Raw genomic sequence first — 26,258 nt, 5'->3', positions numbered from 1 at the left:
CAAGATAGAACAGGTTCTAGTGGAAGGGAATGGGGGCGCCACAGTCGGGTCGGAGGGCTGTGGCGCCGGTTCCTGCCGCGTCAGCGGTCGAAGTCCAGCTCCACGTCCGGCGTGACCGGGTGGGACTGGCAGGCCAGGACGTATCCGGCTTCGGTCTCCTCCGGTTCCAGCGCGAAGTTGCGGTCCATCCGCACCTCTCCGCCGACGAGGAAGGCGCGGCAGGTCCCGCACACTCCGCCCTTGCAGGCGTACGGGGCGTCCGCGCGGGAGCGGAGCACCGTGTCGAGGAGGGTCTCGCCGCGGTCCACCGGCCAGGTGCCGGACCGGCCGTGCAGGGTCGCGGTCAGCGTGGCGTGCGCGGGGGTGTCGGCGGTGGGGCCCGGGGCGGGCGCGGAGCCGTCGTCGACGTGGAAGATCTCCTGGTGGATCCGGCCGCGGTCGACCCCGAGGCCGCGCAGGGCCCGCTCGGCGCCCTGGACGAGTCCGAAGGGGCCGCAGAGGAACCAGCCGTCGATGGCGTCGACGGGCAGCAGAGAGGGCAGGAGCGCGGCGAGCCGCTCGCGGTCGAGCCGGCCGGACGGCAGACCCGCCTGCTGCTCCTCCCGGGAGAGGACGGTGACCAGCTGGAAGCGGTCGGGGTAGCGGTCCTTCAGGTCGGCGACCTCGTCGAGGAACATGGTGGACGCGGCGGTGCGGTCGCTGCGGATCAGGCAGAACCGGGCCTCGGGCTCGCGGGCGAGCAGGGTGGCCGCGATCGACAGGACCGGGGTGATGCCGCTGCCGCCGACGACGGCCGCGAAGTGGCCGGGGCGCGGGGCGAGCGTGAAGCGGCCCATCGGTTCCATGACCTCGACGAGGTCGCCGGCGGCCAGTTCCTTGAGGGCGTACGTCGAGAAGGCGCCGCCGTCGACGAGCCGGATGCCGACGCGCAGGACGGGGGCCTCGCCGGCCGGGGTGGCGGGGGCGCAGATGGAGTAGGTGCGCCGGATCTCCTCCCCGTGCTCGCCGGTGCGGCGCAGGGCGAGGTGCTGGCCGGGGAGGTGTCGGTAGGTGTCGTGGAGCTCGGGCGGGACGGCGAAGGTGACCGCCACGGAGTCGTCCGTGAGCTGCTCGACCTCGCTGACCCTGAGGGGGTGGAATCCGGCCCGTCCGCCGGCCCGGGCGCCCGCGCCTGAGGACTCCATCTACAGCTCCTTGAAGTGGTCGAACGGTTCGCGGCAGGCGGTGCAGCGGCGCAGGGCCTTGCACGCGGTGGAGGAGAAGCGGCTGAGGAGTTCGGTGTCGGTGGAGCCGCAGTTGGGGCAGCGGATCGCCAGGGTCAGCGGTATCGGGCCGCCGGCCGGGCCCTGGGGGCGCGGTGGTGCGACGCCGAACTCGGCGAGCTTGCGCCGTCCTTCCTCGCTGATGTCGTCGGTGGACCAGGCGGGGGCGAGGACGGTGATGACGGAGACCTCCGGCATGCCGTGCTCGTGGAGGGCTCGCTCGATGTCCGTGGACATGGTCTCGACGGCGGGGCACCCGGTGTATGTCGGGGTGAGGGCGACCTCGACCCGGCCGGGTCCGGTGACGTGGACGCCGCGCAGGACGCCGAGCTCCGCCAGGGTGAGGACGGGCAGTTCGGGGTCGAGGACGGCGCCGGCGATCCGGCTCAGCTCCTCCTCCAGGGCCGTCATGGTCACCATGTCGCCCCCGGGTGGCTGCGGTGCAGGTGCTGCATCTCGGCGATCATCCGTCCGAACGGCTCGGTGTGCAGTCCCTGCCGGCCGGCGCCGGCGGCCCAGGCGCCGGTGCGCGGTCCTTCGGGCACGGTGAGCGTGGCCCGGCCGAGGACGTCGGTGACCGAGGCCAGCCAGGCGCTCTCCATGGCCGTGTGGTCCACGTCGATTCCCTCGACGGGCTGGAACAGTTCGCCCGTGTACCGCCAGAGGGTGTCGCAGGCGCGCTGCATGCGCCGGTGGCTCTCGTCGGTGCCGTCGCCGAGGCGCAGTGTCCAGTGCTCGGCGTGGTCCTGGTGGTAGGCGACCTCCTTGACGGCCTTGGCCGCGAGGCCGGCGAAGGGTCCGTCGCCGGAGGCCAGCTGCCCGTACAGGAGTCGCTGGTAGGTGGAGAAGTAGAGCTGCCGGGCGATGGTGTGGGCGAAGTCGCCGTTCGGCTGCTCGACCAGCTGGGCGTTCCGGAAGGAGCGCTCCTCGCGGAGGTAGGCCAGTTCGTCCTCGTCGCCGACGAGGGAGAGCAGGACGCGGGCCTGGCCGAGGAGGTCGAGTGCGATGTTGGCCAGGGCGACCTCCTCCTCCAGGACGGGGGCGGAGCCCGCCCACTCCCCCAGGCGGTGGGAGAGGACGAGGGCGTCGTCGCCGAGGGCGAGGGCGGCGCCGGTGATCGTGGCCGTCCCGCTCGTGGCCGGGGTGGTGCTCACAGGTGCTTCACCCCCTCCGGGATCTCGTAGAACGTCGGGTGGCGGTAGGGCTTGTCCGCGGCGGGCTCGAAGAACGGGTCCTTCTCGTCGGGCGAGGAGGCGGTGATCTCCGCGGAGGGCACGACCCAGATCGACACGCCCTCGCTCCTGCGGGTGTACAGGTCGCGGGCGTTGCGCAGGGCCATCTCCGCGTCGGGGGCGTGGAGACTGCCCGCGTGGGTGTGGGACAGTCCGCGGCGGGAGCGCACGAACACCTCCCACAGCGGCCAACCGTCGCTCGTCATGCCTGTGCCTCCCCGTGCTTGCCGGTGTGCTGGTGCTGCTCGGCGTGGTGCTTGTCCACGCGGTGCTTCTCCGCGTGGGCCGCCGCGGCCTCTCTGACCCAGGCGCCGTCCTCGTGGGCCTGGCGCCGGCGGCTGAGCCGCTGCTCGTTGCAGGGGCCGTTGCCCTTGAGGACGTCCCAGAACTCGGTCCAGTCGATGGCGCCGAAGTCGTAGTGCCCGCGCTCCTCGTTCCATCGGAGGTCGGGGTCGGGGAGGGTGAGTCCGAGGGCCTCGGCCTGCGGGACGGCGATGTCGACGAAGCGCTGCCGCAGCTCGTCGTTGGAGTGCCGCTTGATCTTCCAGGCCATCGCCTGGGCGGTGTGGGTGGACTCGTCGTCCGGCGGGCCGAACATCATCAGCGAGGGCCACCACCAGCGGTCCACGGCGTCCTGGGCCATGGCGTGCTGCGCCTCGGTGCCGCGGAAGAGGGCGAGCAGCGCCTCGTACCCCTGGCGCTGGTGGAAGGACTCCTCCTTGCAGACCCTGACCATCGCGCGGGCGTACGGCCCGTAGGAGCAGCGGCAGAGCGGGACCTGGTTGGTGATCGCGGCGCCGTCCACGAGCCAGCCGATCGCGCCGACGTCGGCCCAGGTCAGCGTGGGGTAGTTGAAGATCGAGGAGTACTTCTGGCGGCCGGAGTGGAGCTTGTCGAGCAGCTCGTCGCGGCTGGTGCCGAGGGTCTCCGCGGCGCTGTACAGGTAGAGGCCGTGGCCGGCCTCGTCCTGGACCTTGGCCATGAGGATCGCCTTGCGGCGCAGCGAGGGCGCGCGGGTGATCCAGTTCGCCTCCGGCTGCATGCCGATGATCTCGGAGTGGGCGTGCTGCGCGATCTGCCGGACGAGCGAGGCGCGGTAGGCCTCGGGCATCCAGTCGCGCGGCTCGATCCGCTCGTCGGCGGCCACTGCGGCGTCGAACACGGCCTCGTAGGCGGCCTGCTCCGCCGCCACGGCCGCGTCCGACCCGGCGGGCGCGCCCGTGGTCTCTGCCGTCCCTGCCGTCACTGCGGTCATCGGACTCCCTACCGACCGATCGTTCGGTTGAATAGCTTCAATGGTGAGTCGGCGGCCCGTATGGTGTCAACCCTGTGGATAACCGAGGTGGGCCGATCGAGATCGGGGCGGGATGGACGCGTACGTCGAAAAAGGCGCCGCCGACGCGGACGACGGCCGCCCGACGCCCCCGGCAGGCACCGGGAACCGGCCCCCGGTCGGCACCGGGCACCAGGCCCCCTCGGACCCCGTGACAGAGCCCCCGGGCCACCCGGGCGACGGCTCGGACGCACCGCCCGCGGCGGAACGCGCCGGCGTCGGGATCATGGCCCTGTCGATGCCCTACCAGGTCGTCCTCGCCGTGGCGCTCGCCGTCGCCGGGGTCTTCGCCTGCGTGCATCTGGCGATGGTGTTCCTGCACGTCGCGCCGTCCAACACGCTGACCAAGCGGCACGGCCAGGCGGTCGACGACTGGGTCTATCCCGAGTTCGAACAGAACTGGAAGCTCTTCGCGCCCAACCCGCTCCAGCAGAACGTCTCCGTCGAGGTCCGGGCCGAACTCGTCGCCGCCGACGGCAGCCGCCGCACCACCGGCTGGATCGACCTCACCGCGCAGGACGCCGAGGCGATCCGGCACAACCCCATGCCCAGCCACGCCCAGCAGAACGAGCTCCGGCGGGCCGTGGACTTCTACCTCAACTCGCACGCCGAGGACCACACTCCCCACGGGATGCGTGGCCGCCTCTCGGAGGAGTACATGCGCCGGATCGCGATGCTCCGCCTCGCGGACCGGTCCGGTGACGTGGAGCGCGTCCAGCTCCGCACCGTCACACGGGCGGTCGCCGCCCCCTCGTGGAGCTCCGAGAAGACCGGCACCGCTCCCTCCTACCGCGACTTCCCGTGGTGGCCGGTCACCGACGCCGACCGGCCCGCCGGGGTCGACAGAAGCCGCGCGGAGGCGGGCCGATGAGCGCCTCCGCCGCCCCCACGCCCCCGCGTGGCCGGGCCCGCGAGCCCTTCGACCGTCGGCTCGCCCGAGCCGTCCAGAACGTCACGGGCCGCGCCCTCGGCCCGTACCAGACCGCGATCGTGCGGATCGGCTTCTCGCTGACCTGGCTGGTCTTCCTGCTGCGCGAGCTGCCGTTCCGGCACGAGCTGTACGGACCCGACGGCCCCTGGTCCTGGGAGATGGCCCGCCGGCTGATCGCCGACAACCGGTCCTTCACCGTGCTCATGTGGTCGGACGGCCGGCTCTGGTTCGAGCTCGTCTACGGGCTCGCCGTGCTCTCGGCCGTGCTGCTCCTGCTCGGCTGGCGCACCCGCGCCGTGTCGGTGGTCTTCATGGCCGGTGTGCTCTCGCTGCAGAACCGGTCCGTCTTCGTCGGCGACGGCGGCGACAACGTCCTCCACCTCGCCGCGATCTACCTCGTGCTGACCCGCTGCTCCCGGGTGTGGTCCCTCGACGCGCGGCGGGCCGCCCGCGAGGCCCGCGCCGCGGAGGCCGGCGAGCCCCCGCGCCACGATCGCGTCGGCCCGCTCCTGTGGACGGTGCTCGGCGGCTTCCTCCTCGCCACCACCTGGTTCAGCCAGGTCACCGGCGAGTGGTGGCTGCCGGTGCTGCTGTGGGTCCTGTGGCTGGGGAACGGCCTGTGGTGGCTGGTGTGCCGGTTGGCGCCCGGGGAGCCGCGCACCCTGCTCGACGCCCTCGCGAACCTCGCGCACAACGCCGCCCTGTTCGTGATCATGGCGGAGGTCTGCCTGATCTACGCCACGGCCGGCTGGTACAAGATCCAGGGCTCGCGCTGGCAGGACGGCACCGCGCTGTTCTACCCGCTCAACCTCGACTACTTCACGCCCTGGCCCGCCCTCTCCGAGCTGCTCGGGACCAGCGGGGTCATGGTGATGCTGCTGACCTACGCCACGGTGATCGTGCAGGTCGCCTTCCCGTTCACGCTCTTCCACCGCAAGGTCAAGAACGTCCTGCTCGTCGCGATGATGCTGGAGCACGCCGGGATCGCGGTGCTCCTCGGGCTGCCGGTCTTCTCGCTCGCGATGATCTCCGCCGACGCCGTGTTCCTGCCGACGGCGTTCCTGGTGGCGCTCGGCGCCCGGGTCGCACGGGGCAGGGACCGGCTGCGGCGGCGGGCGCCCGCCGGGACGGTGCCCGAGCAGCGCCGTACGGGTGAGGAGCACGGTCCCCGTACCCTCGTCGGGTGAGCACCACCGAAGAGACGGCAGCGCCCGAGGCGTCGGAGCCGGTCCAGTACGACGAGGGCTTCGGCCCCGAGATCGGCGTCGGCCCGCACCCCGCGCCGTGGCCCGAGGACGAGCGGTACGACCCCGAGCTGCTCGCCGGCGGCGACCGGCGCAATGTCGTGGACCGCTACCGGTACTGGACGCGGGAGGCGGTCGTCGCCGACCTGGACACCCGGCGGCACGACTTCCACGTGGCCGTGGAGAACTGGGGCCACGACTTCAACATCGGTTCGGTGGTACGGACGGCCAACGCGTTCCTGGCGAAGGAGGTCCACATCGTGGGCCGGCGGCGCTGGAACCGGCGCGGCGCCATGGTCACCGACCGCTACCAGCACGTCCGGCACCACCCGGACACCGAGTCGCTGACCTCGTGGGCGGCGGCCGAGGGCATCCCGGTCATCGGCATCGACAACCTGCCGGGCGCCGTACCGCTGGAGCGGACCGTGCTGCCCCGCCGGTGCGTGCTGCTCTTCGGGCAGGAGGGCCCGGGGCTCACCGAGGAGGCCCGCGCCCATGTGGAGATGGTCTGCTCGATCGCCCAGTTCGGCTCGACCCGCTCGATCAACGCGGGAGCGGCCGCCGCCATCGCCATGCACGCGTGGGTCCAGCGCTACGCGGAGATCGAGATCCCTTAGGAGGGATCGGATCTCCTGACGCGGGAGAACGCCGGGGAAGCCGCGTGGAGGCCCCTGGGAGCCCCCACGCGGGTGTGCCTCAGGCCTGGCGGCGGACCTCCACCACCCGGAAGCGGTTGGAGACGAAGGCGCCGTCGCACAGGGCGGCGTTCGCCGCCGGGTTTCCGCCGGAGCCGTGGAAGTCGGAGAACGCGGCGGTCTGGTTCACATAGACCCCGCCCGTGAGGTTCAGCGACAGCTGCGCCGACTCCTCCAGGCAGACCTCCTCCACCGCGCGCTCGACGTCCGCCGACGTCGTGTAGGCCCCGACCGTCATCGCGCCCTTCTCGCGGACCGTGCGCCGCAGCAGCTCCAGGGCGTCGGCGGTGGAGTCCACCGAGACGGCGAAGGAGACCGGGCCGAAGCACTCCGAGAAGTACGCGGCCTGGGCGTCCGGCTTGGAGCCGTCCAGCTTCACGACGACCGGCGTACGGACCACCGCGTCCGGGTACTCCGGGTGGACGACCTCGCGGGAGGCGAGCGCCACCTCGCCGAGACCGGCGGCGGCCTCGAGCCGCGCCTTCACGTCCGGGTTGACCAGGGCGCCCAGCAGACCGTTCGCCCGGGCGTCGTCGCCGAGCAGACCGCCGACCGACGCGGCGAGGTCGGCGACGACCTCGTCGTACGACTTGGGGCCCTGGTCGGTGGTGATGCCGTCGCGGGGGATCAGCAGGTTCTGCGGGGTGGTGCACATCTGGCCGCTGTACAGGGACAGCGAGAAGGCCAGGTTGGCGAGCATCCCCTTGTAGTCGTCGGTGGAGTCGACCACCACCGTGTTGACGCCGGCCTTCTCCGTGTAGACCTGCGCCTGGCGGGCGTTGGCCTCCAGCCAGTCGCCGAAGGCGGTCGAGCCGGTGTAGTCGATGATCCGGATCTCGGGGCGCACGGCCAGGGTCTTGGCGATGCCCTCGCCCGGCCGCTCGACGGCGAGCGCGACCAGGTTCGGGTCGAAGCCGGACTCGGCGAGCACCTCACGGGCGACCCGCACGGTCAGCGCGAGCGGGAGCACCGCGCGCGGGTGCGGCTTGACCAGGACCGGGTTGCCGGTGGCGAGGGAGGCGAACAGGCCCGGGTAGCCGTTCCACGTGGGGAAGGTGTTGCAGCCGATCACCAGGGCGATGCCGCGGCCGACCGGGGTGAACTCCTTGCTCAGCTCCAGCGGGTCACGCTTGCCCTGCGGCTTGGACCAGTCGGCCCGGCCGGCGGGGGTGCGGGTCTGCTCCGCGTACGCGTACGCCACGGCTTCGAGGCCGCGGTCCTGGGCGTGCGGGCCGCCGGCCTGGAACGCCATCATGAACGCCTGGCCGCTGGTGTGCATGACGGCGTGGGCGAACTCGTGGGTGCGGGCGGAGATCCGGGCGAGGATCTCCAGGCAGACCAGGGCGCGGGTCTCGGCCCCGGCGTCGCGCCAGGCACCCATGCCCGCGCGCATCGCGGGGAGCAGGACGTCGATGTCGGCGTGCGGGTACTCGATGCCGAGCTCGGGGCCGTACGGCGAGGTCTCGCCGCCGGTCCAGCCGTCCGTGCCGGGCTGGTCGAGCTCGAAGCGGGTGTTCAGCAGGGCCTGGTGGGCGGCGAGACCGGCCGCCGCGTCGAGCGAGCCGTCCTCCCCGTACGCCTTCGGGTGCTCGGGATACGGCGACCAGTAGGCGCGGGTCCGGATGGTGTCGAGCGCCTGGTCGAGCGTGGACCGGTGCTTCTCGGCCAGTCGGTCGGTGGTCGGCAGAGCGGTGGCCATGGGTGGACCAACTCCTCGTCGAGCTGGGCAGGGAGACACGTACGGAGTTAGAGTAACCGAACGATCGGTCGGGACAAGGGGGCCTGTCGATCCTGTGGAAAACCCATCGGGGAGGATCACTCCTATGAGCGCCAACGTGACCGTCAGGGGGAGCGACGACGTGACCGCCAGTGAGCCTGCCGCCGCCGTGGAAGCATCCGAAGCCGCAGCCGGAGGGGCCCTGGCCCCGGTCGGGCGGGACCGGACCGTCGCCGTCGTCGGCACCGGCACCATGGGCCAGGGCATCGCCCAGGTCGCCCTGGTCGCCGGCCATCCCGTGCGGCTCTACGACAGCGCCCCCGGCCGCGCCGAGGAGGCCGTGGCCGCCCTCACCGCCCGCCTCGACCGCCTCGTCGAGAAGGGGCGTCTCGACGCCACCGCGCGCGAGGCGGCCGTCGGACGCCTGTACGCCGCCCGGGACCTCGCGGAGCTCGCGGACGCGGCGCTCGTCGTCGAGGCGATCGTCGAGCTGCTGCCCGTCAAGCAGCAGCTCTTCGCCGACCTGGAGAAGGTCGTCGGCGACGACACCGTCCTCGCCACCAACACCTCCTCGCTCTCCGTCACCGCCATCGCGGGAGGCCTGCGGCTGCCCGGCCGGTTCGTCGGACTGCACTTCTTCAACCCGGCGCCGCTGCTCCCCCTCGTCGAGGTCGTCAGCGGCTTCGCCACGGAGCCGGACGTCGCCACCCGCGCGTACGAGACGGTGAAGGGCTGGGGCAAGACCCCGGTGCGCTGCGCGGACACCCCCGGTTTCATCGTGAACCGGGTCGCCCGCCCCTTCTACGCGGAGGCGCTGCGGGTCTTCGAGGAGGGCGCGGCCGACCCGGCGACCATCGACGCGGCCCTGCGCGAGTGCGGCGGCTTCAGGATGGGCCCGTTCGAGCTGACCGACCTCATCGGCCAGGACGTGAACGAGGCCGTCACCCGGTCCGTCTGGGAGTCCTTCTTCCAGGACCCGAAGTTCACGCCCTCGCTCGCGCAGCGGCGGCTCGTGGAGTCGGGGCGCCTGGGCCGCAAGACGGGCCAGGGCTGGTTCTCGTACGCGGAGGACGCCGAGCGGCCCGAGCCGCACACGGCGGCGCCCGCGGAGGCGCCGGAGCGGATCGCCGTACGGGGCGACCTCGGGCCCGCGGAGCCGCTGATCGGGCTCTTCGAGGAGGCCGGGATCACCGTCCGGCGCAAGGGCGGCAACGGGTACATCCTGCTGCCCGGCGGCGGCAGGCTCTGCCTCGTCGACGGAGAGACGTCCTTCGAGTACGACACCGACGAGATCGTCTACTTCGACCTGGCGCTCGACTACGCGCGCGCGACCCGGATCGTGCTCTCCACCCGGGAGGGGACCTCGGAGGAGACGCTCGCGGAGGCGGTCGGCCTCTTCCAGGCGCTCGGCAAGCGGGTGTCGGTGATCGGCGACGTGCCCGGCATGATCGTCGGCCGTACGGTCGCCATGCTGGCCGACCTCGCCGCCGACGCCGTCGACCGGGGCGTCGCCACCGCCGAGGACGTGGACACGGCCATGCGGCTCGGCGTCAACTACCCGGCCGGCCCGCTGGAGTGGGCCGGGAACGTGGGCCACGCGCGCGTGAGGGACCTCCTCGACGCGATGCACGACCGCTACCCCACGGGCCGGTACGCGCCGAGCCTGGGCACGGCACGCCGGGGGTACGCCGAGGACGCGGAGGCCTCCCGATGACCACCGCCAAGCGCGACACCTACACCCCCGAGACGCTGCTCTCGGTCGCCGTGCGGGTCTTCAACGAGCGCGGCTACGACGGCACGTCCATGGAGCACCTCTCCAAGGCGGCCGGGATCTCCAAGTCGTCGATCTACCACCATGTGTCCGGCAAGGAGGAGCTGCTGCGGCGGGCGGTCAGCCGGGCGCTCGACGGGCTCTTCGCGATCCTCGACGAGCCGGAGGCGGGACGCGGCCGGGCCGTCGAGCGGGTCGAGTACGTCACGCGCCGCACCGTCGAGGTGCTGATCGCGGAGCTGCCGTACGTGACGCTGCTGCTGCGGGTGCGCGGCAACACCGGCACCGAGCGGTGGGCCATGGAACGGCGGCGCGAGTTCGACCACAAGGTGGCCGACCTGCTCAAGGCGGCCGCCGAGGAGGGCGATCTGCGGGCCGATGTGGACATCCGGCTCGCGACCCGGCTGCTCTTCGGCATGATCAACTCGCTGGTGGAGTGGTACCGGCCCCATCCGGACGCGACGGTGGAGCGCGAGCAGCTCGCCGAGACCGTGGCGCACCTGGCGTTCGACGGGCTCAGGACGGCCCGCTGAGGGACCGCGGAACCCGCTGGGGGCTCAGTGGGGCCCTGGGGCCCGGCTGAGGGGCCAGCCGGCCGCCCAGCCAGCCCGGGCCCGCCAGTCAGCCGGGCCCCAGCGGGGCGTGAGTGGATCCATGGCCTGTGACGCGGCAGAGGACGGCCCCCGCCGGGGGTCGTCCTCTGCCGCGTCGGGGGTGGGCGTCAGGCGTGGGGGTCCGTGTTGAGGTCCGTCTCCTCGAAGACCAGCAGCGTGCGTGTGGACAGCACCTCGGGGATCGCCTGGATCCGGGTGAGGACCAGTTCGCGCAGTGTCCGGTTGTCTGGCGTGTGCACCAGCAGCAGGACGTCGAAATCGCCGCTGACCAGCGCGATGTGCGTGGCCCCCGGCAGCGCGCCGAGCTGCTCGCGGACCGTGCGCCAGGAGTTCTGGACGATCTTGAGCGTGATGTAGGCGGAGGCGCCGTGGCCCGCCCGCTCGTGGTTGACCCGGGCGCTGAAGCCGCGGATCACCCCGTCGTCGATGAGCCGGTTGATGCGCGCATAGGCGTTGGCCCGGGAGACGTGCACCCGCTCGGCGACGGACCGCACCGAGGCGCGACCGTCCGTTTGCAGCAGCCGCAGGATGTCCCGGTCGATCGCGTCCAGCGGGCGCGCCGGAAGGGCGCCCGTCGGCGTGCCGATCGGGGCGCTCAGGGCCTCGCCGGGTACCTCGCCCCCGGTCCCGCGGAGCGCGCCGCCCGGGTCGCCGCCCGTGTCGTCGTCCGGAGCCCCGCTCCGGTCGACGGCCATTTGTTCATCCGCCATGTGCCCCCGCCTCTCTCCGGTGGACGACCTGTACTCATCCCAGGCTGTGGAGAACCGTTTGTCCACAGGCTGCGGGTGCCTGTAGCCAAAATGCCTCCACGACCGAACAATCGGTAGGTGAGGCGCGCCACACTCGCGCCACCCGCCTTCGGGTCTTATGCCCGCTCCCACGAGGAGGTGGACTCGTTGCAACAGCGCAGTTCGACAGTCCAAGAGCCGCCCGGTGCCGTTCCCGCCTACCGGCCGACCCCGCCGCCGGCGTGGCAGCCGCGTACCGACCCCACCCCGCTGCTGCCCGACACCGAGCCGCTGCGCGTGCTCGGCACGGACGCCGTGGCCGACGCCGACCCCGCGCTGCTGCTCCGGCTCTACGCGGAGCTGATCCGCGGCCGCCGGTACAACACGCAGGCCACCGCCCTCACCAAGCAGGGCCGGCTCGCCGTGTACCCGTCCACCCACGGCCAGGAGGCGTGCGAGATCGCCGCCGCCCTCGCCCTGGAGGAGCGGGACTGGCTCTTCCCCTCGTACCGCGACACCCTGGCCGCGGTCGCCCGGGGCCTCGACCCCGTGCAGGCCCTGACGCTGCTGCGTGGCGACTGGCACACCGGGTACGACCCGCACGAGCACCGCATCGCGCCGCTCTCCACGCCGCTGGCCACCCAGCTCCCGCACGCGGTGGGCCTCGCGCACGCCGCCCGGCTCAAGGGCGACGACGTCGTCGCGCTCGCCATGGTCGGCGACGGCGGCACCAGCGAGGGCGACTTCCACGAGGCGCTGAACTTCGCGGCCGTCTGGCAGGCCCCCGTGGTCTTCCTCGTGCAGAACAACGGCTTCGCGATCTCCGTACCGCTCGCCAAGCAGACCGCCGCCCCGTCCCTGGCCCACAAGGCCGTCGGATACGGGATGCCCGGCCGGCTCGTCGACGGCAACGACGCGATCGCCGTGCACCAGGTGCTCACCGAGGCGGTGGCCCGCGCGCGGCGCGGCGGCGGCCCCACCCTCGTCGAGGCGATCACCTACCGGATCGACGCCCACACCAACGCCGACGACGCCACCCGCTACCGCGCGGCCGGCGAGGTCGAGACCTGGCGGGCGCACGACCCGATCCTGATCCTCGAACGGGAACTGACCGAGCGCGGCCTGCTCGACGAGGACGGCAGGCGCGCGGCGGCCGAGGCCGCCGAGACGATGGCCGCGGAGCTGCGCGAGCGGATGAACGCCGACCCGGTGCTGAACCCGATGGACCTCTTCTCGCACGTGTACGCGGAGCAGACCACGCAGCTGCGGGAACAGGCGGCGCAGCTGCGCGCCGAGCTCGAAGCCGAGGGTGAGGCGTGATGACGACGGCGACGACCGGATCCACGGCGGACAGGACCGCCGGGAACACCGGTAAGGGCGGCGGGGCCGGAAAGGCCAAGCCCGCCACGATGGCGCAGGCGCTCCAGCGCGCCATGCGCGACGCGATGGCCGAGGACCCGACCGTCCATGTGATGGGCGAGGACGTCGGCACCCTCGGCGGGGTCTTCCGGGTCACCGACGGGCTCGCGAAGGAGTTCGGCGAGGACCGCTGCACGGACACCCCGCTGGCCGAGGCCGGCATCCTCGGCGCGGCCGTCGGCATGGCCATGTACGGCCTGCGGCCGGTCGTCGAGATGCAGTTCGACGCGTTCGCCTACCCGGCCTTCGAGCAGCTGCTCTCCCACGTGGCGAAGATGCGGAACCGGACCCGCGGCGCGATGCCGATGCCGATCGTCATCCGCGTCCCGTACGGCGGCGGGATCGGCGGCGTCGAGCACCACAGCGACTCCTCCGAGGCCTACTACATGGCCACCCCGGGACTCCACGTCGTCACCCCGGCCACCGTCGAGGACGCCTACGGGCTGCTGCGCGCGGCCATCGCCTCCGACGACCCGGTGGTCTTCCTGGAGCCCAAGCGGCTCTACTGGTCCAAGTCCGACTGGTCCCCCGAGGCGCCCGCCGCCGTGGAGCCGATCGGCAAGGCCGTGGTGCGACGGCGGGGCACCGGTGCCACGCTGATCACCTACGGTCCCTCCGTGCCCGTCTGCCTGGAGGCTGCGGAGGCCGCGCAGGCCGAGGGCTGGGACCTGGAGGTCGTCGACCTGCGCTCGCTCGTCCCCTTCGACGACGAGACGGTCTGCGCCTCGGTACGGCGCACCGGCCGCGCGGTCGTCGTCCACGAGTCGACGGGCTTCGGCGGCCCCGGTGCGGAGATCGCCGCGCGCGTCACCGAGCGCTGCTTCCACCACCTGGAGGCGCCGGTGCTGCGGGTCGCGGGCTTCGACATCCCGTACCCGCCGCCGATGCTGGAACGGCACCATCTGCCGGGCGTCGACCGGGTCCTGGACGCGGTGGCACGGCTGCAGTGGGAGGCGGGAAGCTGATGGCACAGGTGCTCGAGTTCAAGCTGCCCGACCTCGGTGAGGGACTCACCGAGGCGGAGATCGTCCGCTGGCTCGTCGCTGTCGGCGACGTCGTCGCCATCGACCAGCCGGTCGTCGAGGTCGAGACGGCCAAGGCCATGGTCGAGGTGCCCTGCCCGTACGGCGGAGTCGTCACCGCCCGGTACGGCGAGGAGGGCACCGAACTGCCGGTCGGCGCGCCGCTTCTGACGGTCGCGGTGGGTGGCACGGGCGCACCGGAGGAGCTCGCGGAGGCGGCTCCCGGAGCCGCCCCGACGGTGGGGGAGACCGCCGCCGAGTCCGCGGTGTCGTCCGAGTACTCGGGCAATGTGCTCGTCGGGTACGGCACGGCCGGGCCCGTCGCCCGGCGCCGCCGCGTACGCCACGCCGCGGCGAAGGCCCCCGCCCCGGCCGCGGCCCCGGTCGCGGCGGCCGCTCCGGCTCCCGTCGCTGTGCCCGTCGCCGGGCCCGTCCCGGGCCAGGAGGGCCCGGTGCCGGTCATCTCGCCGCTCGTGCGGAAGCTGGCCAGGGACCGGGGGATCGATCTGCGCGAGGTGCGCGGATCGGGGCCCGAGGGACTGATCCTGCGCGCCGACGTGGAGCTGGCCATCGCGGCCCTGGAGCGGCCCGTCGCCGCGCCCGCGCCCTCCCCGGCCGCCGCGCCCGCCGTGGCGCCCTCCCCCGCGGTCGCTTCGGCCGGCGAGCGGGTGCCGCTGCGCGGGGTCCGTGGAGCCGTGGCGGACAAGCTGTCGCGCAGCCGCACGGAGATCCCGGACGCGACCTGCTGGGTGGACGCCGACGCGACCGAGCTGATGGCCGCGCGGGCGGCGATGAACGCGGCGGGCGGGCCGAAGATCTCCCTGCTCGCGCTCCTCGCCCGGATCTGCGTCCACGCCCTGGCGCGGTTCCCCGAGCTCAACTCCACCGTGGACATGGCGGCCAGGGAGATCGTCCGGCTGCCGGCCGTGCATCTCGGCTTCGCCGCCCAGACCCCGCGTGGTCTGGTCGTCCCCGTGGTGAAGGACGCGGGGACCCGGACGGCCGAGTCGCTGACGGCGGAGTTCGCCCGGCTGACCGAGGCCGCACGGGAATCGGCTCTCACCCCGGCCGATCTGACGGGTGGCACGTTCACCCTGAACAACTACGGGGTGTTCGGGGTCGACGGGTCCACGCCGATCATCAACCACCCCGAGGCGGCGATGCTCGGCGTCGGCCGGATCATCCCCAAGCCCTGGGTCCACCAGGGCGAACTGGCCGTACGTCAGGTGGTGCAGCTCTCGCTCACGTTCGACCACCGCGTCTGCGACGGCGGTACGGCGGGCGGGTTCCTGCGGTACGTGGCGGACTGCGTCGAGCAGCCCGCGGTCCTGCTCCGCACGCTCTGACACCGGGCGCTCCGGCGGGACCTGACAGGTCTCGCCGGAGCTGCCTGGCTGGCCGGACCTGGCCGGGTCCCGCCGGAGCCGCTCGCGGTCCCGCCGGAGCTGCCGGGTCCCGCAGGAGCCGGCTCCGGACGGTCCTCCGGACCCGTCCGCCGTCCGTCCCGCGAGACGCGCCCGACGGCGGGAAGGGGCGGCGGACCATACTGCTGGGGTGACCACCCCACATGACGCCGTCGTGCTCGCCGGAGGCGCTGCCCAGCGGCTCGGCGGAGCCGACAAGCCCGGAGTAAGGGTCGGAGGCCGGGCGCTGCTCGACCGGGTCCTCGCCGCGTGCCGTGGCGCGGACCGGACCGTGGTCGTGGGCGATTCCCGCCCGACCGTCCGCCCCGTCCGCTGGACCAGGGAGGACCCGCCCGGAGGAGGGCCGCTCGCCGCGCTCGACGCGGGAGTACGGAAGAGCGGTGCGGGCGCCCGCGCCGGAGGCGGCATCGGAGCCGGGGACGCCGGGGCCGATGTGCTGCTCGTCCTCTCCGCCGACCTGCCCTTCCTCGACGAGGACACCGTCCACCGACTGCTCGGCGCACTCGCCGACACCCCCGACGCCGAGGCCGCGCTCCTCACCGACGCCGGGGGGCGGGACCAGCCGCTCGTCGCCGCCTACCGAGCGGCTCCGCTCCGGCGGGAGCTGGCGCGGATCACCGAGGAGCGCGGCACCCTCGCCGGCGGCCCGCTGCGGCAGCTCACCGGCGCACTCCACCTCACCCGGGTAGCCGCCGGGCCCCTGGCCTCCTTCGACTGCGACACCTGGGAGGACATCGCCACGGCCCGGGCCCGCATCAGGGAGCATGGGACCGTGCTGGATGAATGGATCACCGCAGTCAAGGACGAACTGGGCATCGAGCTGGACGTCGACACCGGCGTCCTGCTCGATCTGGCCCGTGACGCCGCCCATGGAGTGGCCCGCCCCGCCGCACCCCTGACCACCTTCCTGGTCGGATACGCGGCGGCGCGCGCGGGCAGCGAGGGCGGCCCCGAGGCGGTCGCCGAGGCCGCCCGCAAGGCCGCCGCGCTGGCCCAGCGCTGGGCCGCCGAGCAGGACGAGGCCGGATGACCCTGAAGGAGCCCCTCCCGGTGGCCCCCGGAACCGACGACGCGCGGGCCGGGCAGCCGCACCGGGCCACCGCCTGGCCCGAGGCCCGCGCCGCGGCCGTCCGCGCCGGGGCCTCCGCGCGGGCCGGCCGGGCGCCGCTCGGCGTACCCCTCGGGCAGGCACTCGGCCAGGTCCTGGCCGAGCCGCTGCGCGCCCTCACCGACCTGCCGCCCTTCGACACCTCCGCCATGGACGGCTGGGCGGTCGCGGGTCCCGGCCCCTGGACCGTACGCGCGGAGGGCGCCGTTCTCGCCGGACAGACGGCCGCGGCCGTGGCGGTCGACGGCGAGGCCGTACGGATCGCCACCGGCGCCCGTGTCCCCGCCGGGACCACCGCTGTCGTCCGCACCGAGCACGCACGCACCGAACACGCGGTGCTGCGGGCCCTGCGCGAGGTCGTACCGGGGCAGGACATCCGGCCCCGGGGCCAGGAGTGCCGTGCCGGCGACGAACTGCTGCCCGCCGGCACCGTCGTGACGCCCGCCGTGCTCGGCCTCGCCGCGGCCGCCGGCTACGACGAGCTCCCCGTACCGCCGCGCCCCCGGGTCGAGATCCTCGTCCTCGGCGACGAACTGCTCACGACGGGTCTCCCCCACGACGGCCTGATCCGGGACGCCCTCGGCCCCATGCTCGGCCCGTGGCTGGCGGCGCTCGGCGCCGACGTCCTCGCCACCCGCAGGATCGGCGACGAGGCCGAGGAGCTGTACGCGGCCGTCACCTGTTCCGCCGCCGACCTGGTCCTCACGACCGGCGGGACCGCCGCCGGGCCCGTGGACCACGTCCACGGCGTACTGGACAAGGCCGGCGCGACCCTCCTCGTCGACGGCGTGAAGGTCCGGCCCGGTCACCCCATGCTGCTCGCCCGCCTCGCGGCCGAGCCCACCCGGGCCGAGCCCGCGCCGTCGGAGCCCACCCGGGCCGAGCCCACCCGGGCCGAGCCCGGGCCGTCGGAGCCCACCCGGCCGGAGCGCCCGCACGTCCGTCATCTCGTCGGGCTTCCCGGCAACCCGCTCGCGGCCGTCTCCGGGCTTCTGACGTTGGCGCAGCCGCTCCTGGCCGCCCTGACCGGGGCCGCGGCGGCTGCGCCCGCCCCGCCCCGCGTCCCCGTCCAGGACGAGGTGCACGGGCATCCGTACGACACACGGCTCGTCCCGGTCGTCCGCCGTGGTGGACGCGCCGTGCCCCTGCGCTACAACGGACCGGCCATGCTCCGGGGCATCGCCGCCGCAGACGGCCTGGCCGTCGTCCCGCCCGGCGGCGCCCGCCCCGGACAGGAACTGGACGTCCTCGACCTTCCCTGGCCGGTGGCCGAGGGGGCCGTACCGGCCCAAGGAGCGTGTTTCACGTGAAACTTCCCAGTCGTGACGCGATGGCCCGCCACGCGGACGAACGGATCTCCGGCCCGCAGATCAGGCTGCCGCGCCGGGAGGTCGAGCGGCCCCTGCGCCAGGTCGGCAAGCGGCTCCTGATGGCCCTCGGCGTGCTGGTGGTGACGGTCCTCATCGTCTACGTCGACCGTGAGGGTTACCACGACAACGCCAACGAGACGCTCGACTTCCTCGACTGCGCCTACTACGCGACCGTCACGCTCTCCACCACCGGATACGGCGACATCGTCCCGTACAGCGACTCGGCTCGGCTCGCCAACATCCTGCTGGTCACGCCCCTGCGCGTGCTGTTTCTGATCATCCTGGTCGGCACCACCCTCGAGGTCCTCACGGAGCGGACCCGCGAGGAGTTCCGGCTGAACCGCTGGAGGTCCACCTTGCGCGACCACACCGTCATCGTCGGCTTCGGCACCAAGGGGCGGTCCGCGATCCAGACGCTCTGCGCGACCGGTCTCAGCAAGGAGCAGATCGTCATCGTCGATCCCTCCAACAAGGTGATCGAGACGGCGAACGCGGACGGCTTCGTCGGCGTGGTCGGCGACGCGACCCGCAGCGACGTCCTGCTCCGTGCCGAGGTGCAGCGGGCCCGGCAGATCGTCATCGCCACCCAGCGCGACGACACGGCCGTCCTGGTCACCCTCACGGCCCGGCAGCTCAACCGGGGCGCGAAGATCGTCGCCGCGGTCCGTGAGGAGGAGAACGCGCCGCTGCTGCGCCAGTCCGGCGCGGACGCGGTCATCACCAGCGCCAGCGCCGCCGGGCGGCTGCTCGGCCTCTCGGTGCTGAGCCCCAGCGCCGGCACGGTGATGGAGGACCTCATCCAGCAGGGCTCCGGCCTCGACCTGGTCGAGCGCCCGGTGACCAAGAGCGAGGTCGGGAAGAGCGTGCGGGAGACGGGTGATCTGGTCGTGAGCGTGCTCCGCGGCCACCGGCTGCTCGGTTACGACGACCCCGCGGCCAGCCCGCTCCAGCTCACCGACCGGGTGATCACCATCGTGCGGGCCGCGCCGATCACCCCGCTCAGGACGCCGCCGGAGGACTGAGCCGGCAGGGCTGATGCCGGAAGCCTTAGGACGGACGGGCTGAGCAAGGAAGCGTGAGCCGGCAGGGCTGAGCCCGGCAGCGTGAGCACGGAGCACCGCGTCTCCGGCCGGTGCCGGGAGTAGCCTCGCCGCCATGTATGCGATCACGATTCCGGAACCCGGTGGTCCCGAGGCCCTCGTCTGGGCCGAGGTGCCCGATCCCGTACCCGGCGAGGGCGAGGTCCTCGTCGAGGTGGTGGCGAGCGCGGTCAACCGCGCCGACCTGCTCCAGCGCCAGGGCTTCTACGACCCGCCGCCGGGCAGCTCGCCGTACCCCGGCCTGGAGTGTTCGGGCCGGATCGCCGCACTCGGCCCGGGGGTGTCCGGCTGGGCCGTCGGCGACGAGGTCTGCGCGCTGCTCGCCGGCGGCGGTTACGCGGAGAAGGTCGTCGTGCCCGTGGGGCAGCTGCTCCCGGTCCCGGAGGGCGTCGACCTGGCGACGGCCGCGGCACTCCCCGAGGTCGCCTGCACCGTCTGGTCCAACATCTTCATGATCGCGCACCTGCGTCCCGGCGAGACGCTGCTCGTGCACGGCGGTGCGAGCGGGATCGGCACGATGGCGATCCAGCTGGCGAAGGCGGTCGGGGCGCGGGTCGCGGTCACCGCCGGCGGCCCCGAGAAGCTGGCGCGCTGCGCCGAGCTCGGCGCGGACATCCTCATCGACTACCGCGAGCAGGACTTCGTCGAGGAGCTGGCCAAGGCGACGGACGGGGCGGGTGCGGACGTCATCCTGGACATCGTCGGTGCCAAGTACCTGGAGCGGAACGTGAAGGCGCTGGCCGTGAACGGCCGGCTCGTCGTCATCGGCCTCCAGGGCGGAGTCAAGGGCGAGCTGAACCTCGGGGCGCTGCTCGCGAAGCGCGCCGCGGTCATGGCGACCACGCTGCGGGCCCGTCCGGCGGAGGAGAAGGCGGCGATCGTCGCCGCCGTACGGGAGCACGTCTGGCCGCTGATCGGCGCGGGCACGGTCAGGCCGGTCGTGGACCGGACGCTGCCGCTGAACGACGCCGCCGAGGGCCACCGGGCGCTGGAGTCCGGCACCCATGTGGGCAAGATCCTGCTCGTGGCCCCTCAGCGCCAGGGCTGACGGACGCGGCCTGGGCCTCACCGCCCGGCCGGCGTGGGCCCTCCGGCCACAGGCACCCCGCAGCCGGCTGCCTGCCTGTGGCCGTGCGCGGGGCCGCCTGTGGCCGTGTGCGGGGCCGCCTGTGGCCGTGTGCGGCCTCGGGCAGTCCCCGCACCCGCCGCCCTCCCCGTACGGACACGTGAGGGGCCCGGCACGTTGTGTGCCGGGCCCCTCCTCGTGTCCTCCGTCGTGGCCTACAGGTACGGCCCCGAGCGGACCGCGTGGCCGGGGCCGCGGTCGTCGTCGTCATCGTCGTGCGACGCACCCGGCGGGAGCGCCCTGCGCATCTGCTCCAGCTGGGCGCGGGCCGCCATCTGCTGGGCGAAGAGCGCCGTCTGGATGCCGTGGAAGAGGCCCTCGAGCCAGCCCACCAGCTGCGCCTGCGCGATGCGCAGCTCCGCCTCCGAGGGGATCGCCTCGTCCGTGAACGGCAGGGAGAGCCGCTCCAGCTCCTCGACGAGCTCGGGCGCGAGTCCGTCCTCCAGCTCCTTCACGGAGCTGGCGTGGATGTCCTTGAGCCTGACGCGGCTGGCCTCGTCGAGAGGTGCCGCGCGTACTTCCTCCAGGAGCTGCTTGATCATGCTGCCGATCCGCATGACCTTCGCAGGCTGCTCGACCATTTCCGTCACCGGGACCTCGCGGGGTTCGTCGTCGCCCTGAGTGCCGCCGAGCGCCATCCCGTCCTGTCCCACGATGAGGACCTGGGGGCTCTCCTGCGACCTGTCATTCCTCGGCATCTCCATGCCGCCATTCTCTCGTACACATGCGTCACCAGGGGGTGTGCCCCCGTACGAGGGTGATCCACCCTCGTACGGGGGCACAGGACGACAACGAAGACCGTCAGGTCGCCTCGCGCCGGGACAGCGCGCCGCGCGAGCGGGTCACCAGGGCGGCGAGCAGCGCGGCACCCACGGGTACGGCGATGAGCAGGCCGGCGAGGGTCTCCCAGGGGATGACGATCGGGACGTACGGCGCGTCCGAGGCCGCGCTCCAGCCCTGGGCGACGGATTCCTCGTGCCAGCGCATCTGCTGCCGCTCCTCGTTGAGCCGGAGGCCCATCGCCGGCAGCACTCCGGCGGCCGAGCCGAGGAGTACGCCCATGGCGGCGACGACACCGCACTGGAAGCCGCTGAGGGTCCGGCGGACCCGCGGCGGGGCGCCCACGGCGGCGAGCGTCTTCAGATCGGCCTCGGCGTCGGCCTGGGCGAGCCCGGTGGCGATGCCGGCGGCACCGACGGTGACGAGCCCCGCGAAGATCGCCAGCGACAGCAGGATGAGGCTGTTGGCGCTGACGAATCCTTCCTCCACACGGAGATCGACGTTGCTGCCGAGCTTGGTGAGCTCGCCGTCGAGCTTCTGGCGTGCCTCGGTGTCGGGCAGCCGGTCGGTGCTGGCGTACACGCCGAGCGGCGCCGTCGCGAGACCGGCGGCCTTGGCGGTGGCCGGGGTGATCAGGGCCTGGACGCCGTAGGACTTCTCGTCCCCGGGCACCTGGTAGGCGGGCAGGGAGACGACCTTGCCGGGAGCGGGCCTGCCCGTCTCGGAGGCCTTGTCGGCGGCGGCGAGGTCGGTGATCTTCTTGATCCCGAAGGTGCCGTTCTTGGCGACGTTGACGGGGTTGAAGCTGACGACCTTGCCCTCGTCGAGGGCCTTCACGGTCGCGGGGTCGTCGAGGCCGAGCACCTTCAGGAGCGCGGCGTCGGCGACGAGGAGCCCGCCGTCGGCGACGTACATCCCGCTGCTCCGGCCCTCCTTGCAGCGCCAGTCGTCGGTGAGCATCTTCCGTCGCTGCTCGGGCGTGTACTTCTCCGAGGGGTCTCCGCCGCCGGGGAGTGCCCGGTACACGGGGCACTCGTTCGCCGGGGGCACGACGACCTCGAAGCGGCCGCAGCCCGGACCGCTGTCCCACGGCTGGCAGCTGGGCTTGCCGACCGAGACGCGCGCGACATCCGCGCGGACGTCGACGGGGACGTACCGCTGGATCGCCTCGCGGACCGCGGGGACGTCCCGGCCGCCTTCCTCCGTGACGAACGCGGCGACGGTTCCGTGCGGCAGCTGGGCGCTGTACTCGGCCCTCTGCTGGGCCTCGTCGCTGGCCATGTACGTGGAGACGGCGACCGTACCGGCGACGGCGGCGAGGACGGCGGCGACGGCGGGTGCCGTACGGCCCCGGTTGCGCACGGCGTCCCGCAGCGCGAGCCGCGGCGACAGCGGCAGCCAGCGGCCGGCCCGGCCGAACAGTCCCACCAGGGCCGGGGTCATGGCGACGACGCCCAGCTCGGCGATGGCCGAGCCGCCGGCCACGACGATGAACTGCTGGGTGACCATGGAGCCGAAGAGCGCGATCGCGCCGCCGATCAGAAGGGCCGCGAGGCCGATCAGGGGCAGCACCCGGCTGCTGCGGCGGACGCCGCGCCGGCCGGTGAGCGAGGCGAGGACGGTCTGCCGGGAGGCGGTGATCGCCGGCACGATGGCGGCGAGCAGGCCGGTCAGCACGGCGAGCAGCGCGATGCCGAGGATTTCGAGCGGCCGGATGTCGAAGGCTCCGAACCGCTGGCCCATGGTCTCCTCCAGGTACGGCTGGAGCGCCTTGGTGAGGATCAGGGCGAGGACCGTGCCGGTGACCGCCGCGGCGACACCGATGACCAGACCGCCGCTCAGCACGATGGCCCGGACGTGGCTGCGGGCGCCGCCGTTGGCACCGACCAGACCGAGCTGGCGGCGCGAGCGACGGGCGCCGACCGCGAAGGCGGGTCCGGCGAGCAGGCAGATCTCCAGCATCGCGAGACCGACGACGGTGCCGAGGGCGGCGAGTTCGGCGGCCTTCGCCCCCGAGCCGGCCTCGTAGTTGCCCCAGTTCTCCTTCTGGTAGAGCGGCACCTCGGAGTCGGCCGGCGGGTCGAGGATCACGGCACGCGAGGAGACGATCACGCCCTTGGCGTTGAGCTCCTTGACCATGTTCCACGTGAAACCACCGGACTTGCGCACCAGGTACGTGGTGCTGGTGTCGGGCTTCTGCAGACCGGTCTTCTCGACGGCCTTCGCGTACGGGGCGAGGAAGGCTCCCGGGAGCGCGTTGACCTGGACGGCCTTCAGATCGTCGGGAATCTCGTAGGAGCCGACGATCCGATACGGGCGGTCGAAATTGCGTGCGGAAAGGGTCGAGCCGACCGACAGCCCACTGCTCTCCAGGAAGTTCGAGGTCGCGACGACCTCGTCGTTCTTCTCCGGGTAGCGCCCCTCCAGCAGGGTCGTGATGCCCCGGGCGATCGGATCGGCGGCCTTGAGCTCACGCACCTGGGTGACGAGCAGGCCGTGCTTGGTCGTCAGCTTCGCCGAGCCGGAGCTGTCCGTGAGGACGGTGGAGCCCGCGGGGAAGGTCTTGGTGACATCGGTGGGGCCGCTCGGCCACGTCGTGTTCTCGTAGTCCTTGGCCGGCGTGTTCATGTCGCCGAGCGGGTCCTGGAAGATCGGCACGCCGCCGAAGCCGGGGTCCTTGAACTGGGCGTCGGCCGCGCCGATCATGCGGTCCGCCCGCTCGGCGGGGGACAGCTCGGAGCTGCGGAAGGTCAGGTCGAGGGCGCTGACACCCAGGATCGGCAGGGCGATCATGGCGAGGACGAGGGCGCTCCGGCCCTTGGAACGCCAGGCGTCGCGGCGGGCGATCCGGATCGCGGCCCGCCAGGAGTGGAACCAGGTCTTCACGCCTCAGCCACCTGGCCCGACAGCAGGGAATCGGCCTCGCTGCGCACGGTCTGGTCGACGATGGCGCCGTCCCGCAGGAACACGACCCGGTCCGCCCAGGCCGCGAACCGCGGCTCGTGGGTGACGAGGACACCGGCGGCGCCGGCGTCGCAGCGGCTGCGGAGCAGGGCGAGCACGGACTCGCCGGTCTCGGAGTCGAGGGCGCCGGTCGGCTCGTCGGCGAGGACGAGCCGCCGGTCGCCGACGAGCGCGCGGGCGATGGCCACACGCTGCTGCTGGCCGCCGGACATCTCGTCCGGGAAGCGGTCGGCGAGGTGGCCGAGGCCCATCTCCTCCAGGGCCTTGAGGGCCTCGACGCGCGCCTTGCGGGAGGAGGTCCCGTCCAGTTCGCGGGGCAGGGCCACGTTCTCGGCGGCGGTCAGGGCGGGGATGAGGTTGTAGTCCTGGAAGACGTAGCCGATGCTGCGGCGGCGCAGGGCCGCGAGCTCCTTGACGCTCGCCTCGGTGATGTCGGTGTCCTCGACGATCACGCGGCCCGAGGTGGGGGTGTCGAGGCCGCCGGCGATGGTGAGGAGCGTGGACTTGCCGGAGCCGGACGGGCCCATGACGGCGACGAGTTCACCCGGGTACACGGCGAGGTCGATGCCGCGCAGGGCATGCACCTCGGTGGCACCCGCGCCATGGACGCGGGTCAGGTTCTGGAGTTGCAGCACGGGCTGCTGTGCGGACATGAGGGGTCCCCCCTTGGGCGTACTCGGCGGTCGGCCGGGTACGGGAGCGAGCGGTGGAAAGGTGATGCGGGAGTGGTACGGCGGGTGGTGTGCGGGCCGTACGGCGGGTGAGGTGCGAGCGGTGGGGCGCGACCGTGCGGTCAGCGCGCCCCGGCCACGGGTGACGCGGCCTCGGGTGGTGCGGCTTGGGTGGGCGCCGTGTCGGCGCCGGTCGGGGTGGTCGCGGCCGGTGCCTCGGCGGTCCCGCCGACCGTGCCCCCGGGAGTGCCTCCGGTGGTGCCCCTGGTCGTCGTCGCCCTGGTCGCCGCGGCCGACCCGGCGTCCGCGGCCGTCGCCGACAGGCGGATCAGCCGGGACTCGCAGTGGTCGAGCCAGCGTGCCTCGGCCTCGGTCTGGAAGATCAGCTGCTCCAGGACGAGCAGCCAGGCGACGTCGTCCCGCTCCCGCGCCCCGCCGCTCTCGACGGCGACGAGCGCCTGGGCCTTGAGGCGGGTGTAGTCCTGCATGGCCTTCACGGTGTGGCGGCGCTGGGACTGGATGACGTCGCGGATGTCGACGCCGGAGGCGCCCACGGCCATGGCGAGCTTGATGGCCAGCTCGTCGCGGGCGGGGCTGGTGCGGTCCACCGGCTTCTCGAACCAGGTCCTGAGTTCGGTGCGGCCGCTGTCCGTGATCGCGTAGAGCGCGTGCCCGGCCGCGTCCTCGCCGCTCTGGGCGACCATGCCGTCGCGTTCGAGCCGGTTGAGGGTCGTGTAGACCTGGCCCACGTTGAGCGGCCAGGTGGAACCGGTGCGGGACTCGAACTCCGTACGGAGCTGGGAGCCGTACCGAGGGCCGCGTTCGAGGAGGGCGAGAAGCCCGTGGCGGATCGACATACTCAGTATGTATACCGGGTATGTCGTCGCGGACAACCGTCCTGAGACGGAAGAGGCACGTCCGCCTCAAGGGGGACCCGGGCGGGCCGAGGGGCTCAGCGGCGCCGCATCCGGAGCCCGAGGAAGCCGATTCCGAGCCCCATCAGGGCGAGCCCGACCCCCAGCGTGAGCACGGGAATCCGCTGGTCGACGAGGGGTGGCGCGGATTCGGCCGCCATGCGCGGCGCGGCGCCCGGCCGGCTCGCGGGAGCCGCCTCAGGTGCGACGGCCTCCTCCTCGCGTACTCCCTCGTCCTCCTGCCCGACGGCCGCGGGGCCCTCGGGGCTCTCCGGGTCTGTTGCAGTTTCGGTACGAGAGTCCTCCGGCGGGTCCGTGTCGTCGGAGGACGGTGGCACGGAGCGGCCGGGCCTCGGCCGCCCCTCGCCCGCGGGCCGGCCCGCCAGCGACGCGGAGCCGTCGGGGGAGGGCGCGTCGCTGGGCTCGTCGCTCGGCGCGGCGGGGGGCGCCACCCCGGTTCCGGTGGCGGCGGGCGCGGGAGGCGCGGGCGTGCCGGCACCCCAGGTCCGCCCCGGGGAGGTGGGGGCGGAGGAGGAAGGGGAGGGGGTGACCGTCGCGGAGGGAGTGCCGGAGGAGGGTGACGGGGCGACGGACGTCCGGGAGGGCGAGGGCGGCGGCGACGTGGTGGCCGACGGCGCGGTCGGGGCCGTGGCCCCCACCGAGCTGACGGGCGCCTCGGCTCCGTACGCGAACGGCTCCCCGTACAGAACGCACGCGCAGGCGAACACGCAGGTGAGAGCGGGTCCGAGGGCCCGCGCCCGTGCCCTGCGGAGTGCTGGAGTCACCGGGTGACCCCCTCCCGTGCCGAGCCGACGAGATAGTGGACTCAGCGT

25 protein-coding genes are annotated in these 26,258 nt (G+C 73.4%); 13 read left to right on the top strand and 12 right to left on the bottom strand.

What is annotated here, in order from left to right; all coding sequences use genetic code 11:
- Positions 1 to 80 precede the first annotated feature (80 nt).
- From ACIP84_RS12580 to paaA, 5 genes are read right to left on the bottom strand one after another with little or no spacing between them, the layout of a single operon-like run.
- Entirely contained in the window at positions 81 to 1,184 is a 1,104-nt protein-coding gene (locus tag ACIP84_RS12580; RefSeq protein WP_401797749.1) for a 2Fe-2S iron-sulfur cluster-binding protein, read from the bottom strand.
- Positions 1,185 to 1,682, bottom strand: a complete 498-nt coding sequence (gene paaD, locus ACIP84_RS12575; RefSeq protein ID WP_401797747.1) for a 1,2-phenylacetyl-CoA epoxidase subunit PaaD — start codon at positions 1,680 to 1,682, stop codon at positions 1,185 to 1,187. It lies immediately after the preceding gene.
- Positions 1,676 to 2,416: a 1,2-phenylacetyl-CoA epoxidase subunit PaaC gene (gene paaC, locus ACIP84_RS12570; protein ID WP_401797745.1), complete on the bottom strand. Its 741-nt coding sequence runs from the start codon at positions 2,414 to 2,416 to the stop codon at positions 1,676 to 1,678. The genes paaD and paaC overlap by 7 nt, the downstream gene beginning before the upstream one ends.
- Positions 2,413 to 2,700: a 1,2-phenylacetyl-CoA epoxidase subunit PaaB gene (gene paaB, locus ACIP84_RS12565; protein WP_055599070.1), complete on the bottom strand. Its 288-nt coding sequence runs from the start codon at positions 2,698 to 2,700 to the stop codon at positions 2,413 to 2,415. Before paaB ends, paaC begins: the two co-directional genes overlap by 4 nt.
- Complete coding sequence (paaA, locus tag ACIP84_RS12560) at positions 2,697 to 3,749, bottom strand: 1,2-phenylacetyl-CoA epoxidase subunit PaaA (RefSeq protein WP_401797743.1); 1,053 nt, start codon at positions 3,747 to 3,749, stop codon at positions 2,697 to 2,699. The genes paaB and paaA overlap by 4 nt, the downstream gene beginning before the upstream one ends.
- 112 nt (positions 3,750 to 3,861) lie before the next feature.
- On the opposite strand from paaA, the gene ACIP84_RS12555 reads away from it, so the two are divergent.
- From ACIP84_RS12555 to ACIP84_RS12545, 3 genes are read left to right on the top strand one after another with little or no spacing between them, the layout of a single operon-like run.
- A complete protein-coding gene (locus ACIP84_RS12555; protein ID WP_401797741.1) occupies positions 3,862 to 4,698 on the top strand; it encodes a DUF5819 family protein in 837 nt (278 codons plus the stop codon).
- On the top strand, positions 4,695 to 5,945 hold the full coding sequence (locus ACIP84_RS12550; RefSeq protein WP_401797739.1) for an HTTM domain-containing protein: 1,251 nt from the start codon (positions 4,695 to 4,697) through the stop codon (positions 5,943 to 5,945). Before ACIP84_RS12555 ends, ACIP84_RS12550 begins: the two co-directional genes overlap by 4 nt.
- Positions 5,942 to 6,619: a TrmH family RNA methyltransferase gene (locus ACIP84_RS12545; protein ID WP_355957108.1), complete on the top strand. Its 678-nt coding sequence runs from the start codon at positions 5,942 to 5,944 to the stop codon at positions 6,617 to 6,619. The genes ACIP84_RS12550 and ACIP84_RS12545 overlap by 4 nt, the downstream gene beginning before the upstream one ends.
- A 79-nt stretch (positions 6,620 to 6,698) precedes the next feature.
- Here the strand turns inward: ACIP84_RS12545 and paaN are convergent, their stop codons facing one another.
- Complete coding sequence (gene paaN, locus ACIP84_RS12540; protein WP_401797737.1) at positions 6,699 to 8,396, bottom strand: phenylacetic acid degradation protein PaaN; 1,698 nt, start codon at positions 8,394 to 8,396, stop codon at positions 6,699 to 6,701.
- Between the two features lie 124 nt (positions 8,397 to 8,520).
- Here paaN and ACIP84_RS12535 point away from each other — a divergent pair, with 124 nt between their 5' ends.
- On the top strand, positions 8,521 to 10,128 hold the full coding sequence (locus tag ACIP84_RS12535; RefSeq protein WP_401797735.1) for a 3-hydroxyacyl-CoA dehydrogenase: 1,608 nt from the start codon (positions 8,521 to 8,523) through the stop codon (positions 10,126 to 10,128).
- The gene (locus tag ACIP84_RS12530) at positions 10,125 to 10,718 is read left to right on the top strand and encodes a TetR/AcrR family transcriptional regulator (protein WP_401797733.1); all 594 of its coding nucleotides are present in this window, start codon (positions 10,125 to 10,127) and stop codon (positions 10,716 to 10,718) included. Before ACIP84_RS12535 ends, ACIP84_RS12530 begins: the two co-directional genes overlap by 4 nt.
- Before the next feature lie 188 nt (positions 10,719 to 10,906).
- Here the strand turns inward: ACIP84_RS12530 and ACIP84_RS12525 are convergent, their stop codons facing one another.
- The gene (locus ACIP84_RS12525) at positions 10,907 to 11,509 is read right to left on the bottom strand and encodes an Lrp/AsnC family transcriptional regulator (protein WP_355957101.1); all 603 of its coding nucleotides are present in this window, start codon (positions 11,507 to 11,509) and stop codon (positions 10,907 to 10,909) included.
- A gap of 177 nt (positions 11,510 to 11,686) precedes the next feature.
- Here ACIP84_RS12525 and pdhA point away from each other — a divergent pair, with 177 nt between their 5' ends.
- The 7 genes from pdhA to ACIP84_RS12490 all read left to right on the top strand — a co-directional run bounded on the left by pdhA (position 11,687) and on the right by ACIP84_RS12490 (position 20,018).
- Positions 11,687 to 12,847 (top strand): pyruvate dehydrogenase (acetyl-transferring) E1 component subunit alpha, encoded by a 1,161-nt coding sequence (gene pdhA / locus ACIP84_RS12520; protein ID WP_209499113.1) that lies wholly within the window; start codon positions 11,687 to 11,689, stop codon positions 12,845 to 12,847.
- Positions 12,847 to 13,911, top strand: a complete 1,065-nt coding sequence (locus tag ACIP84_RS12515; protein WP_374194155.1) for an alpha-ketoacid dehydrogenase subunit beta — start codon at positions 12,847 to 12,849, stop codon at positions 13,909 to 13,911. The genes pdhA and ACIP84_RS12515 overlap by 1 nt, the downstream gene beginning before the upstream one ends.
- Entirely contained in the window at positions 13,911 to 15,314 is a 1,404-nt protein-coding gene (locus ACIP84_RS12510; RefSeq protein WP_401797731.1) for a dihydrolipoamide acetyltransferase family protein, read from the top strand. Before ACIP84_RS12515 ends, ACIP84_RS12510 begins: the two co-directional genes overlap by 1 nt.
- 208 nt (positions 15,315 to 15,522) lie before the next feature.
- Positions 15,523 to 16,422 carry an NTP transferase domain-containing protein gene (locus ACIP84_RS12505; RefSeq protein ID WP_401797729.1) on the top strand — a complete coding sequence of 300 codons (900 nt, stop codon included), beginning with the start codon at positions 15,523 to 15,525 and terminating at the stop codon, positions 16,420 to 16,422.
- Complete coding sequence (locus ACIP84_RS12500) at positions 16,419 to 17,810, top strand: molybdopterin molybdotransferase MoeA (RefSeq protein ID WP_401797727.1); 1,392 nt, start codon at positions 16,419 to 16,421, stop codon at positions 17,808 to 17,810. The genes ACIP84_RS12505 and ACIP84_RS12500 overlap by 4 nt, the downstream gene beginning before the upstream one ends.
- On the top strand, positions 17,807 to 18,892 hold the full coding sequence (locus tag ACIP84_RS12495) for a potassium channel family protein (RefSeq protein ID WP_355957092.1): 1,086 nt from the start codon (positions 17,807 to 17,809) through the stop codon (positions 18,890 to 18,892). Before ACIP84_RS12500 ends, ACIP84_RS12495 begins: the two co-directional genes overlap by 4 nt.
- Positions 18,893 to 19,025: 133 nt before the next feature.
- Entirely contained in the window at positions 19,026 to 20,018 is a 993-nt protein-coding gene (locus ACIP84_RS12490; RefSeq protein WP_355957089.1) for an NAD(P)H-quinone oxidoreductase, read from the top strand.
- A gap of 233 nt (positions 20,019 to 20,251) precedes the next feature.
- On the opposite strand, the gene ACIP84_RS12485 is transcribed toward ACIP84_RS12490, so the two are convergent.
- The 5 genes from ACIP84_RS12485 to ACIP84_RS12465 form a co-directional block, all read right to left on the bottom strand.
- Complete coding sequence (locus ACIP84_RS12485; RefSeq protein WP_015034799.1) at positions 20,252 to 20,800, bottom strand: bacterial proteasome activator family protein; 549 nt, start codon at positions 20,798 to 20,800, stop codon at positions 20,252 to 20,254.
- 97 nt (positions 20,801 to 20,897) lie between these two features.
- Positions 20,898 to 23,762: an FtsX-like permease family protein gene (locus ACIP84_RS12480; RefSeq protein ID WP_401797724.1), complete on the bottom strand. Its 2,865-nt coding sequence runs from the start codon at positions 23,760 to 23,762 to the stop codon at positions 20,898 to 20,900.
- Entirely contained in the window at positions 23,759 to 24,493 is a 735-nt protein-coding gene (locus ACIP84_RS12475) for an ABC transporter ATP-binding protein (protein WP_355957081.1), read from the bottom strand. Before ACIP84_RS12475 ends, ACIP84_RS12480 begins: the two co-directional genes overlap by 4 nt.
- Before the next feature lie 140 nt (positions 24,494 to 24,633).
- Positions 24,634 to 25,368 carry a PadR family transcriptional regulator gene (locus tag ACIP84_RS12470; RefSeq protein WP_401797722.1) on the bottom strand — a complete coding sequence of 245 codons (735 nt, stop codon included), beginning with the start codon at positions 25,366 to 25,368 and terminating at the stop codon, positions 24,634 to 24,636.
- A 95-nt stretch (positions 25,369 to 25,463) separates the two neighbouring features.
- Positions 25,464 to 25,877 (bottom strand): hypothetical protein, encoded by a 414-nt coding sequence (locus tag ACIP84_RS12465; protein WP_401797720.1) that lies wholly within the window; start codon positions 25,875 to 25,877, stop codon positions 25,464 to 25,466.
- Positions 25,878 to 25,914: 37 nt separating this feature from the next.
- Here ACIP84_RS12465 and ACIP84_RS12460 point away from each other — a divergent pair, with 37 nt between their 5' ends.
- A complete protein-coding gene (locus ACIP84_RS12460) occupies positions 25,915 to 26,217 on the top strand; it encodes a hypothetical protein (RefSeq protein ID WP_401797718.1) in 303 nt (100 codons plus the stop codon).
- The last annotated feature ends 41 nt before the right edge of the window (positions 26,218 to 26,258 follow it).

The sequence above is a fragment of the Streptomyces sp. NPDC088707 genome, assembly GCF_044752725.1.
GTDB lineage: Bacteria > Actinomycetota > Actinomycetes > Streptomycetales > Streptomycetaceae > Streptomyces.
This window is presented reverse-complemented; position numbering and strand designations above follow the sequence as displayed.

What these genes read in the sequence shown, in the direction of transcription:
- ACIP84_RS12580 (WP_401797749.1), bottom strand. Translation starts at nt 1,184, where the DNA reads ATGGAGTCCTCAGGCGCGGGCGCCCGGGCCGGCGGACGGGCCGGATTC.
- paaD (WP_401797747.1), bottom strand. Translation starts at nt 1,682, where the DNA reads ATGGTGACCATGACGGCCCTGGAGGAGGAGCTGAGCCGGATCGCCGGC.
- paaB (WP_055599070.1), bottom strand. Translation starts at nt 2,700, where the DNA reads ATGACGAGCGACGGTTGGCCGCTGTGGGAGGTGTTCGTGCGCTCCCGC.
- paaA (WP_401797743.1), bottom strand. Translation starts at nt 3,749, where the DNA reads ATGACCGCAGTGACGGCAGGGACGGCAGAGACCACGGGCGCGCCCGCC.
- ACIP84_RS12555 (WP_401797741.1), top strand. Translation starts at nt 3,862, where the DNA reads ATGGACGCGTACGTCGAAAAAGGCGCCGCCGACGCGGACGACGGCCGC.
- ACIP84_RS12550 (WP_401797739.1), top strand. Translation starts at nt 4,695, where the DNA reads ATGAGCGCCTCCGCCGCCCCCACGCCCCCGCGTGGCCGGGCCCGCGAG.
- paaN (WP_401797737.1), bottom strand. Translation starts at nt 8,396, where the DNA reads ATGGCCACCGCTCTGCCGACCACCGACCGACTGGCCGAGAAGCACCGG.
- ACIP84_RS12535 (WP_401797735.1), top strand. Translation starts at nt 8,521, where the DNA reads ATGAGCGCCAACGTGACCGTCAGGGGGAGCGACGACGTGACCGCCAGT.
- ACIP84_RS12530 (WP_401797733.1), top strand. Translation starts at nt 10,125, where the DNA reads ATGACCACCGCCAAGCGCGACACCTACACCCCCGAGACGCTGCTCTCG.
- ACIP84_RS12525 (WP_355957101.1), bottom strand. Translation starts at nt 11,509, where the DNA reads ATGGCGGATGAACAAATGGCCGTCGACCGGAGCGGGGCTCCGGACGAC.
- ACIP84_RS12515 (WP_374194155.1), top strand. Translation starts at nt 12,847, where the DNA reads ATGACGACGGCGACGACCGGATCCACGGCGGACAGGACCGCCGGGAAC.
- ACIP84_RS12510 (WP_401797731.1), top strand. Translation starts at nt 13,911, where the DNA reads ATGGCACAGGTGCTCGAGTTCAAGCTGCCCGACCTCGGTGAGGGACTC.
- ACIP84_RS12500 (WP_401797727.1), top strand. Translation starts at nt 16,419, where the DNA reads ATGACCCTGAAGGAGCCCCTCCCGGTGGCCCCCGGAACCGACGACGCG.
- ACIP84_RS12490 (WP_355957089.1), top strand. Translation starts at nt 19,026, where the DNA reads ATGTATGCGATCACGATTCCGGAACCCGGTGGTCCCGAGGCCCTCGTC.
- ACIP84_RS12485 (WP_015034799.1), bottom strand. Translation starts at nt 20,800, where the DNA reads ATGGAGATGCCGAGGAATGACAGGTCGCAGGAGAGCCCCCAGGTCCTC.
- ACIP84_RS12475 (WP_355957081.1), bottom strand. Translation starts at nt 24,493, where the DNA reads ATGTCCGCACAGCAGCCCGTGCTGCAACTCCAGAACCTGACCCGCGTC.
- ACIP84_RS12470 (WP_401797722.1), bottom strand. Translation starts at nt 25,368, where the DNA reads ATGTCGATCCGCCACGGGCTTCTCGCCCTCCTCGAACGCGGCCCTCGG.